Source organism: Geminicoccus flavidas (assembly GCF_009806515.1).
GTDB classification, from domain to species: Bacteria; Pseudomonadota; Alphaproteobacteria; order Geminicoccales; family Geminicoccaceae; genus Geminicoccus; species Geminicoccus flavidus.
Window position 1 is genome coordinate 1 of sequence record NZ_WUJP01000722.1, and the last position, 9,076, is coordinate 9,076.

At 69.7% G+C, this 9,076-nt stretch carries 6 protein-coding genes; 2 read left to right on the forward strand and 4 right to left on the reverse strand.

The features are described from left to right. The 4 genes from EQG76_RS20665 to EQG76_RS20680 form a co-directional block, all read right to left on the reverse strand. Positions 1-1,235: 3-deoxy-D-manno-octulosonic acid transferase (locus tag EQG76_RS20665; protein ID WP_159716225.1), on the reverse strand; the 1,235-nt coding region annotated here is incomplete at its 3' end. Continuing rightward, positions 1,235-1,969: a lysophospholipid acyltransferase family protein gene (locus tag EQG76_RS20670; protein ID WP_159716226.1), complete on the reverse strand. Its 735-nt coding sequence runs from the start codon at positions 1,967-1,969 to the stop codon at positions 1,235-1,237. The genes EQG76_RS20670 and EQG76_RS20665, both read right to left, overlap by 1 nt. 23 nt (positions 1,970-1,992) lie before the next feature. After that, positions 1,993-3,693 carry an ABC transporter ATP-binding protein gene (locus tag EQG76_RS20675; protein ID WP_235031476.1) on the reverse strand — a complete coding sequence of 567 codons (1,701 nt, stop codon included), beginning with the start codon at positions 3,691-3,693 and terminating at the stop codon, positions 1,993-1,995. A gap of 120 nt (positions 3,694-3,813) precedes the next feature. After that, a complete protein-coding gene (locus tag EQG76_RS20680; RefSeq protein ID WP_159716227.1) occupies positions 3,814-4,404 on the reverse strand; it encodes a class I SAM-dependent methyltransferase in 591 nt (196 codons plus the stop codon). 293 nt (positions 4,405-4,697) lie between these two features. Between EQG76_RS20680 and EQG76_RS20685 the strand changes: the two genes are divergently transcribed. Then, complete coding sequence (locus tag EQG76_RS20685) at positions 4,698-5,456, forward strand: sugar phosphate isomerase/epimerase family protein (protein ID WP_159716228.1); 759 nt, start codon at positions 4,698-4,700, stop codon at positions 5,454-5,456. Positions 5,457-5,537: 81 nt separating this feature from the next. After that, a partial coding sequence (locus tag EQG76_RS20690; RefSeq protein ID WP_159716229.1) for an NAD-glutamate dehydrogenase occupies positions 5,538-9,076 on the forward strand: 3,539 nt, incomplete at its 3' end.

A 9,076-nucleotide genomic window follows, 5' to 3' on the forward strand; every position in this document is an offset into this window, starting at 1 on the left:
GCGGTGAGCATGCGTTCCAGCACCCCGGCACGCTCCTCGGCGAAGCGGCAGGCGGCCCGGCCGATCGCCTGCACCCGGCCAGGATCGGCCAGTAGCCGGCCGACCTGCTCGGCCAGCGCCGCCTCGCTGTCGACCTGGATTGCCGCGCCGCCCGCGATCATGCCCCGGGCGATCTCGTCGAAGTTCCAGACATGCGGGCCCAGCAGCACGGCACAGCCGAGCCTCGCCGGCTCCAGCGGGTTCTGCCCGCCATGGCGCACCAGCGAGCCGCCGACGAACACGAGCGGGCAGGCACGATAGAACAGGCCGAGCTCGCCCAGCGTATCCGCGACGTAGACGGTGCCGGCCTGCGGCGGCTGGCCTGTCGAACGCTGCGCCACCTGCAGCCCGGCACTCGTGAGGCTCTGGGCGATCGCCTGGCCCCGGTCGGGATGGCGGGGCACCACGATCGTGACGAGGTCGGGAAAGCTGCCCTGGAGCGCCCGATGCACCTGGCCGGCCGCCAGCTCTTCGCCGTCATGGGTGCTGGCGGCAAGCCAGGCCGGCCGCCTAGCCAACGCGCTGCGCAGGGCCGTCAGCTCGCCCTCGTCCGCGGGCAGCGGCGGTGCCGCATATTTCAGATTGCCGGGCGTCAGCACCCGGCTGGCGCCCAGTGCTACCAGACGGCCGGCATCAGCCTGGCTCTGCGCCAGCACCAGCCGGAACGAGCTCAGAAGTGCCGCGATCGAGCTTCCGGCCAGTCGCCAGCGCCGGAACGAGCGCTCGGACATCCGGGCGTTCACCAGCACGGTCGGCACGGCCTGGCGGGCGAGCGTGGCCAGGATGTTCGGCCAAAGCTCGCTTTCCACCATCATCGCCAGGTCCGGGCGCCAGCGGTCCAGGAACCGCTCGACCACGTCGGGTAGGTCGACCGGGGCGAAGCGGTGGAGCACGCCTTCCGGCAGCCTTTTTGCCATCAGGGCTGCCGAGGTCACCGTGCCGGTGGTGACGAGAAAGTGCAGGTCGGGGCGCTGCTGGATCAGCCCGTCCAGCAGCGGCAGGATGGAAAGCGATTCGCCCACGCTCGCGGCATGCAGCCAGACCAGTCGGCCGGCCGGACGCGGCGTGGCGTCGATCGCCAGCCGCTCGGGCCAGCGCTCCGGGTGCTCCTTGCCGCGCCGCCGCCGCCGCTGCAGATGGAGGCGGACCAGCGGGGCCGCCAGCCGGGTGGTGAGGCGCCAGACGTCCAGCAGCATCAGGCGGGCGCGGGGTCGCCCGTGGCAGGCCTGGCTGCTGGCGGGGTGGGCGCCCGCCCGCAGCGCCGGTCGGCCTCGTCCATGAGCGTGTTCAGCGCGTCCTCGAACTGCTGTTCCAGCCGGAGGATCTCGTCCCGGTCCGCATCCTTCGGTACGCGGATCGGCGCGCCCAGGAGCAGCACGCCCCTGGTCCAGGGGGTCGGGATCAGCATCCGGTCCCAGGTATTCAACTGCTTTCCCCAGCGACACGAACCCGTCGTGGGTATTACCGGGCAGCCGCTGTGCTTGGCCAGCAGCATGATGCCCCCCTGGACCCGCTGGCGCGGGCCCTTGCCGCCATCCACGGCGACCGCGATGCTGTTGCCGTCCCTCACGCGCCGGCGGATCTCCCGGAACGCGTCGGCGCCGCCGCTGCGGCTGGAACCCATGATCGCCTTCACGCCGATCAGGTCCAGCGCGGAAGCCATCATGGCGCCATCGCGGTGCGGGCTGCTCAGCGAGTAGGCGGGCGTGCGCGGATCCTTGCCCACGGCACGCAGTAGGCCCCGCCAGAGCAGCGGCATGAACATGAGGCGGCCGTGCCAGTAGCCGGCCAGCACGCCCTCGTCGCTCGCCATGATCTTCTGCGTCTCGGGATGGGCCTCGAACTCCATCCGGGTGGTCCGGTCCAGGAACTCGATGGTCCCGGCGATCGCCCGGGCCGTGCGCTGCTGCCAGACCGGGTCGCGGCTCATCCGCTTGAGCATGCCCATACCGGTCAGGCCTTGAGGAGGGCGGGGACGTCCCGTCCCAGCAGGTCGGCGCCGCTGCCTTCCTCGAACTGCAGGCGGTAGAGCCGCGCATAGATCCCGCCGGCATGGACCAGCGAGGCGTGGTCGCCCAGTTCCACGATCCGGCCACGGTCCAAGACCGCGATCCGGTCGGCATGCACGATCGTGGACAGGCGGTGGGCGATCACCAGCGTGGTGCGGTTCACCATCAGCCGCTCCAGCGCGTCCTGGATCTGCCGCTCGCTCTCCGTGTCGAGCGCGGAGGTCGCCTCGTCCAGCAGCAGGATTGGCGCCTTCTTCAGCATGGCCCGGGCGATGGAGAGGCGCTGCCGCTGGCCGCCGGAGAGCCGGACTCCCGAGCCGCCGATCCGGGTGTCGTAGCCTTCCGGCAGCGCCATGATGAAGTCGTGCGCGGCGGCAGCCGTGGCGGCGGCCACGATCTCGTCGTCGGTGGCGTCCAGCCGGCCATAGGCGATGTTGGCCCGGACCGTGTCGTCGAACAGGCTCACTTCCTGGCTGACCAGCGCCATCTGCGCCCGCAGCGAGGCCTGGGTCACCATGCGGATGTCCTGGCCGTCGATCGTGATCCGGCCTTGCTGCGGCTCCCAGAAGCGCAGCAGCAGGTTGATCAGGGTCGACTTGCCCGAGCCCGATGGCCCGACCAGCGCCACGGTGCTGCCGGGCGGGATGTCCAGGCTCAGGCCCTGGATGGCCGGCACGCGCTCATGATAGGCGAAATGCACGTCCTCGAAGCGGACATGGCCCTGCACCTTCGCAAGGGTGCGGGCACCGGGCTGGTCCTCGATCTCGGCCGGACGGTCGATCACCGCATAGACCCGGTCGGCCGCGGCCAGCCCTTCCTGCAGGGCATTGTTCAGCTTGGCGATACTCTTGAGCGGCTGGTAGGCCATGAGCAGGGCCGTGATGAAGCTGAAGAACGTGCCCGGCGTGGTGTTGCCGGCCAGCACCTGGCTGCCGCCATAGCCGATCACCGCGGCGATCGCGACGCCGCCCAGCGTCTCCATCACCGGTGCGGTGGCCGCCCGGATCCGGGCGGCCTTGAGCTGGAACTGGTACTGGCCCTCGATCAGCCCGTCGATCCGCTCAATCTCGAAGTCCTCGCGGTCATAGGCCTTGACCTGACGGACCCCCTGGAAGGTCTGCTCCAGCCGGCCGGTGATCCGGCCCATCTGCGCCTGGGCCTGGCCCACCACCTTGCGCACCCGCTTGCCCAGCCGGGTGATCGGCCAGTAGGCGAGCGGGAAGCCCAGGAAGGCGATCGTGGCGAGCTTCCAGTCCTGGTAGAACATCAGCGCCACCAGGAAGATCACCGACAGGCCATCGCGGGCCATGCCGGTGAGCACCGAGGTGAGCGCCACGCGCAGGGCAGCGACGTCGTAGGTGATCCGCGAAATCAGCCCGCCGGTTCCCTCGGTCACGAAGAAGCCGAGATCAGCGCGGATCGTATGGCGGAACAGGCGGGCCTGGATGTCGGCGACCACGCGGTTGCCGGCATCGGCCATCATCCGGTCCTGCACGAACGAAGCCACGCCCTTGACCAGCGCCAGCGCCAGCACGGCCAGCGGCACCAGCGCCAGCATGGTGGCGTCGCGCTCCAGGAAGACCTTGTCCAGGACAGGCTCGATCAGCCAGGCATTGCCGGCAGTGGTCGCGGCCACCAGCACCATCGCAACGGTGGCGATGGCGAGCTTGCCGGTCAGACCCTTGACGTGGTCATGCAGGAGGCGACGGAGCAGCGCGCGCCAGTAGCCGTCCGCCTGCAGCGGTGTCGTCGCCTTCTTGATGGTTCAGGCGCCCCGGTCGGCCGCGCTGGTGTACTTCCAGACGTAAGCCGGCGGCATGTTGTTGAGCACGAAGCCGGCCAGCTTGGCGTTCAGCCCGTAGCGCCGGTGGGGGATCGGCGAGATCGGAGAATAGCTGTACTGCAGCATCACGCCCTTGGGGCCGACGATCTTCATGCCGCCCTTGTAGATGGCCTCGCGGAAGCCGTCGGGCATCCCCACCATCGGCAGGCCAGAGATGATCGTTGATACCTTGCGCACACCGTGCTTGCTCAGGATCTGGTCGAGCTTGGTGGCGTCGCCGCGCACGACCGTAGCGCCCATGAAGCGGGTGCTCAGATACTTGTGCAGCTTCTCGTCCAGCTCGACGACGATCAGCGCCTCGCGCGGGATGCCGGAGTCGACCAGACCCTGAGTGATCGCCCCGGTGCCGCCGCCCAATTCGACCACCTTCTCGCCCGGCTGCCAGACCACCTGCTCGGCGATCTTCTTGGCCAGCGACTGGGACGAGGGGATGATCGACCCCATCGACTTCGGCGACCTGAGCCAGGTCTTGAAGAAGAGCTCGCTCTCTTTGAACAGCTCGATCCGTTGCATTGCGTCTCCTCGGACCGGCCACGATGCCGGCCGCCCTCACCAGGCGACACCACCCCGATTCGGGCGTGGTTCGGCAGGAAAATAGAAACGACCCCCCTCCAGGTCGAGGGTAGGGTCGCGTCGTGCGGTAGATAGGCACGCTGCCCCCGGGCTGCAAAGTGCCTGTCGCGCAAACTTCCATGAAATGTGGCTAATGCACAATTTTGGTCCAGGCCTCCGGCCGGGCGGCACCTCGCGGCGGTGCCGAACGTTGCTGGAGTGGTCAGGGTCCGGTCATGACAGGACGTGGCGCCATGGAAATCGCTCCAGGCATGCAGCTCACCGCTGCCCGCTCGTTTCCGCCGCTGGCGGCGCGCCTGCAGGACCTGGCCGAACTGGGTTATGTCAAGGTGGAGCCCTATGACGCCCTCCTGCGGGATCCGGCCGGGCTGATGGCCCTGATCAGCGCGGCGAACCTGACGATGCCTAGTATCCATGCGGGCATGCCCAGGCTGCGCTCCGACCTGCAGCGGGTGATCGGCATGGCCGACACCCTTCGCGCCGGGCTGGTGGTGATCCCCAATCTCGGGCATGGCGAGTATCCGGCCGACACGCCGGGCTGGATGCGGCTTGGCGCGGAGCTGGCCGGTTATGCGATTAAGCTGAAGACCGCCGGCAAGCGCCTGGGGTGGCATAATCGTGAACAAGAATTCATGCGGCTCCCGGACGGCAGTCGGCCGATCGAGCACCTGTTCGAGGCCTCGCCCGACATCCTCTGGGAGATCGACGTGGCCTGGGCGGTGCGCGCCGGCGAAGACCCCGCCGAGTGGATCGACCGCTATCCCGGCCGGATCGTAGCTGCCCACCTGAAGGACATCGGGGAAAGCCCGGCCAGCGGCGAACTCGTCTGGACCGATCTCGGCCAAGGGATGCTCGACTGGGGGCTGATCGTCCCTGCCTTACGCCGCTCCGCCTGCCAGCACTGGTATGCCGGGCACGGTGCCTGCCTGGACTTCGAGCGCTTCGCCGGGCGCGCCATCCAGACGATGCGCGACTGGTTCCGGCCGGGCTGACCGCGCCGGGTGGCTGCCTTGCCACGGCCACGACCGGCGGCCATCATCCTGGCGGGATTGGCGGCTTCGGGAGGCCTGGACGTGGAATTCGGCGAAGGGTCCGGATCCGACCCGCTCGCGGGCGTGACCGAGCTGGTGCAGAGCCGGATGCCGGCGGCCGACCGGGACCTGGCCCAGGACTTCGTCGAGCGCTTTTTCACCGGAGTGGCCGAGGCCGACCTGGCGGCGCACGACCCGGCCGATCTCTACGGGCTGGCACTCAGCCATCTGGAGCTCGCCCACCGGCGCCTGCCCGGCACCTGCCGGATCCGGGTGCTCAATCCGGACATCGAGCGGCACGGCTTCGTCTCGACCCACACGCTGGTGCAGATCGTCAACGACGACATGCCCTTCCTGGTCGACAGCGTCCATCTGGCAGTGGCTCGCGCGGGCTTGGCCATCCATCTCACCATCCATCCGGTCATGCCGGTGCGGCGCGATGGCGACGGGCGGCTGATCGGCCTCGGGGGCCCGGACGCCCGGCCGGAGAGCTTCATCCTGGTCGAGGTCGACCGCCGCTCCGACCAGCCGACCCTGGCACGGCTGGAGGCCGAGCTCCGGCGGGGCATCGAGGATGTGCGCAAGGCGGTGCGCGACTGGCAGCCAATGCGCGCCAAGGTCGGCGAGGCCGCCGGCGGCCTCGCGGCGCTGCCGGGCGACGTGGCCGAGCCGGTGGCCTTCCTGCGCTGGCTCGCCGACGACCACTTCACCTTTCTGGGCTATGCCGCCTACGACCTCACGGACACAGGGGACGGGCTGGACCTGGTCCAGGTGCCGGGCTCCGCGCTGGGCATCTTGGCGACCCCGGAAGCGGATGCGGGCGGACAGCCCCGCTCCGGCGGGCTGGCAGCGCTGCCGCCCGAGATGCGGGAGCACGCGATCCAGCCGGACCCGCCGGTGGTGGTGAGCAAGGCCAGCACCCGGGCCACGGTGCACCGACCCTCCTACCTGGATTATGTCGGGGTCAAGCGCTACGGGCCGGATGGCCGCGTGGTTGGCGAGCATCGCTTCCTCGGCCTGTTCACCTCGATCGCCTACAGCCTGCCGCCCCACGACATCCCGCTGCTGCGCGGCAAGGTGCAGGGCGTGCTCGACGCCATGCGGCTGCCAGCGCACGGGCATGCGGCCAAGGCGCTCACCCACATCCTCAACAACCTGCCGCGCGACGAGCTGTTCCAGATGGACGGGTCGCAGTTGCTGGCGACCGCACGCGCCACGCTGCAGCTCCAGGACCGCTCGCGCCTCAAGCTGTTCCTGCGCCAGGACCGGTTCTCGCGCTTCTTTTCGGTGCTGCTCTATGTCCCGCGCGAGCGCTGGACCACGGCCGTGCGCGCGCAGATCGAGCGGATCCTGCTGGCGCGCCTAAACGGGGTGGACTGCGAGTTCCAGACGCAGCTCGGCGAGAGCCCGCTGGCCCAGGTCCTGTTCATCGTCCGGGTGCGGGATCCCAGGGCGCCGGTCGAGGTCACCGCCGAGGAGCTGGAAGCCGAGATCGCCGAGGCGACCCGGCCCTGGAGCGAGGGGCTGCGCGCCGCCCTGCTTGAGGCGCAGGGCGAGGAAGCGGGCGTGCGCCTGCTGGCCCGGTTCGGCACGGCGTTCCCGATCTCCTACCAGGAGCAGATCGCATCCAGGGCGGCGGTTGCCGACATCGTCCGGATGGCGGCGCTCGAGCGGGAAGGGGCGACGCTGTCGGTGACGCTGTACCGGCCGCTGGGCATCCGCGCCGAGCGGTTGCGCCTCAAGCTGATCCAGGCCGACCAACGCGCGGCACTGGCCGACGTCCTGCCGGTCCTGGAGAATCTCGGCCTGCGGACGCTGGCCGAGGATGCCCATCTGGTCGCCGACCGGGAGGGGCGCGCCTTTTGGCTGCACGATTTCGAGGTCGAGCCGGTGGTGCCGGGCAGCTTCGACCTCGACCGGATCGGCAGCCAGTTCGAGGCGGCGTTCCGTCGAATCTTCCTGGGTGAGATCGAGAATGACGGGTTCAACCGGCTGGTCCTGGCCGCCGGGCTGGACGCCGACCAGGTCGTCACCCTGCGGGCGATCTGCAAGTACCAGCTCCAGGTGGGCCTGACCTTCAGTCAGCCTTATGTCGAGCAGACGCTGGCGGCCAACCCGGATCTCGCCCGCGAGCTGGTCGGCCTGTTCCAGGCTAGGTTCGACCCCCACACCGACGGCGACCGGGCCGCCGCCGAAGCGGCCGCGGCCGCCCGCATCGACGCAGCGCTCACCAAGGTGGCGGTACTGGACGAGGACCGGATCCTGCGCCGCTATCTCGGCACGATCCAGGCGATGCTGCGTACCAACGCGTTCCGGCCATCCCGCCGCTCACTCTCCTTCAAGCTCGACAGCAGGGCGGTGCCGGGCATGCCGCAGCCGGCACCCTGGCGGGAGATCTTCGTGTACGCCCCCGAGGTCGAGGCGGTGCATCTGCGCGGCGGGCCAGTCTCGCGCGGCGGGATCCGCTGGTCGGACCGGCGCGAGGACTTCCGCACCGAGATTCTGGGCCTGGTCAAAGCGCAGATGGTCAAGAACGCGGTGATCGTGCCGGTCGGCGCCAAGGGCGGGTTCGTGGTCAAGCGGCCGCCCAGGTCCGGCGAGCGGCAGGCGCTGCAGGACGAGGCGATCCGCTGCTACCGGATCTTCCTGGACGGCCTGCTCGACATTACCGATGACATCCGCGACGAGGTCACCATCCCGCCGGACGACGTGGTCCGCCACGACGGCGACGATCCCTATCTCGTGGTCGCGGCCGACAAGGGCACGGCCAGCTTCTCCGATATCGCCAACGCCCTCGCCACCGAGCGCGGCTTCTGGCTGGGCGACGCGTTCGCCTCGGGCGGCTCGGCGGGTTACGACCACAAGAAGATGGGCATCACCGCCAGGGGTGCTTGGGAATCGGTGCGCCGCCACTTCCGCGAGATGGGCATCGATCCGGAGCAGGACCCGATCAGCGTGATCGGCATCGGCGACATGTCCGGCGACGTGTTCGGCAACGGCATGCTGCTCAGCCGCTCGATCCGCCTGGTGGCGGCCTTCGACCACCGCCACGTGTTCCTGGATCCCGACCCGGATCCGGAGCGCAGCTTCAAGGAGCGCGAGCGGCTGTTCGCCCTGCCGCGCTCGTCCTGGGATGACTTCGACCGCAGCGTGATCAGCGAAGGCGGTGGGGTGTTCTCCCGCCAGCTCAAGTCGATCCCGCTCTCGCCGCAGATCCGCGCGGTGCTGGGCATCGAGGCGGAGAGCCTGCCGCCGTTTGAGCTGATGAGCGCCATCCTGAAGGCGCCGGTCGACCTGTTCTGGAACGGCGGGATCGGGACCTATGTCAAGGCGCGCGCCGAGACCCATCGGGAGGCACAGGACCGGGCTAACGACCCGATCCGGGTGGATGGCGAGGACCTGCGCTGCAAGGTGGTCGCCGAGGGCGGCAATCTCGGCGTCACCCAGCGCGGGCGGATCGCGTTCGCGCGCAAGGGCGGGCGGATCGGCACCGACTTCGTCGACAACTCGGCGGGCGTCGACTGCTCGGACCACGAGGTCAACATCAAGATCCTGACCGGGGCGGTGGAGCAGGCCGGGGA

Bases quoted from the DNA above. Each gene is read 5' to 3' on its own strand.
- EQG76_RS20670 (WP_159716226.1), bottom strand. From the start codon at position 1,969: ATGAGCCGCGACCCGGTCTGGCAGCAGCGCACGGCCCGGGCGATCGCC.
- EQG76_RS20675 (WP_235031476.1), bottom strand. From the start codon at position 3,693: ATGGTGCTGGTGGCCGCGACCACTGCCGGCAATGCCTGGCTGATCGAG.
- EQG76_RS20680 (WP_159716227.1), bottom strand. From the start codon at position 4,404: ATGCAACGGATCGAGCTGTTCAAAGAGAGCGAGCTCTTCTTCAAGACC.
- EQG76_RS20685 (WP_159716228.1), top strand. From the start codon at position 4,698: ATGGAAATCGCTCCAGGCATGCAGCTCACCGCTGCCCGCTCGTTTCCG.